At 61.7% G+C, this 1353-nt stretch carries 1 protein-coding gene; it reads right to left on the bottom strand.

Going from position 1 to position 1353, the window contains the following annotated elements:
* Window positions 1-1261, bottom strand: a 1261-nt coding sequence (locus QCE49_RS33545) for an IS4 family transposase (protein WP_309806856.1), incomplete at its 3' end; no start/stop codon positions are given.
* Between the last annotated feature and the right edge of the window lie 92 nt (window positions 1262-1353).

The raw sequence follows: 1353 nt of genomic DNA on the forward strand, positions 1-1353 counted from the left end.
ATGTGCGTCCGGGTCGTTTTTCGTTGCGCATAGACTTGAGCCTTTCGCGCAGACGCTGAAGGCAGGCGGGTAATTTTGCAAACGCCGGCGTGAGGGCCGCCCACATCATCTCGTGCTGGATCGTGTGAAGCGCTCGCACGAAGCTGATATCAGTCGGAGCAAGTTTCGCTTCTCGCGCGGCGCTCGCGATCTCACGTCGAATCAGGTTGTAGGCGATCAACGCGCCCCATATCTCCTGATAGACCCCTGCGACGGTGCGGCTGCGCAAGGTCAATTCCGAACCCAGCATCGATTGTTTGAGCTCGGCGTAACTGGTTTCGATTTGCCAGCGGCGCTCATAACAGGCGACGATATCAGCGGGTTTGAAGCGTCGGCGATCGATCAGCGAAGTCAGCAGCACGCGTTCGCGTCCGCGCGCGTCGATGGCACGGATCGCCCGCGCACTCCAGAATTCGGGCAAAGCCGGACATTTCTGGCGCGCCTGCGGCGACACACGCATGCGCACCATCGCATCGTCAGCGCTACCCGAGACGACTTCCCAGCAGGTGTTGGCTTTGGCTGGAATCAGGAAGTGGCGATTGCGCGCGTTCATCGTCAGGCCACACAGGATTTCCGCGGCCAGAAAGCCTTTGTCGAACACCGTCAGTGAGTCTTCCGGGATCTGCGCCAGCAGGCTTTTGGCGTACACCATTTCGTTGGTGTCGTAGCGACCGAAATTGATATCGGCGATCAGGTGCGTCGGAATGGCGGTGAGCGTCACGGCGCGCACCTGCGGATAACTCGCCACCTTGCCGCTGGCATAGCCCTGCGCGCCAAAGTGCTCGCGGTTGGCCGCGCTGTCCGGGGTGCGCAGTGTGGTGCCATCCATTGCCCACAGACTTAAGCCCTTGAACGCATGGTGGGCCGCGTCCTGAGTCGTCCACGCTCGCGCGGTCTGTTCAAACAGCCACGCCATCGGCGCTTCGCCAACGCGTTGGCGCGCCTGCGCCGCAGCGCTCTTGCTGACAAACGGGGCGGCCTCGTTGGGCAAGGCCAGATCGAGGCTGTCAAGGACCTCGCTGATCGACCAGTGACGGTACATCGCCAGCGCAATGACCAGCCACACCACCTGCTCGGCCGGAAGGCGACGGCGCCGGATGCTCGCCGTGCCGGTCGCCTGGACTGCGCGTTCGATCCACTCGAAGGGCAGATGCTCGGCCAACCGTCGCAGATCGGCCGGCTCCTGTGCTTCGATCAGGTACGTGAGGTGGTTGGCAAGCATCGCACCGAGAAGTTAACAGTCCGGCGCTCCGTTTACAACCACTTCTCGCTCCACAAACAAAAATGCCGTTCAGCGCTAACTGAACGGCATTA

Origin of the sequence: Caballeronia sp. LZ008, from assembly GCF_031451435.1 — a bacterium.
Classification (GTDB): Bacteria; Pseudomonadota; Gammaproteobacteria; order Burkholderiales; family Burkholderiaceae; genus Caballeronia; species Caballeronia zhejiangensis.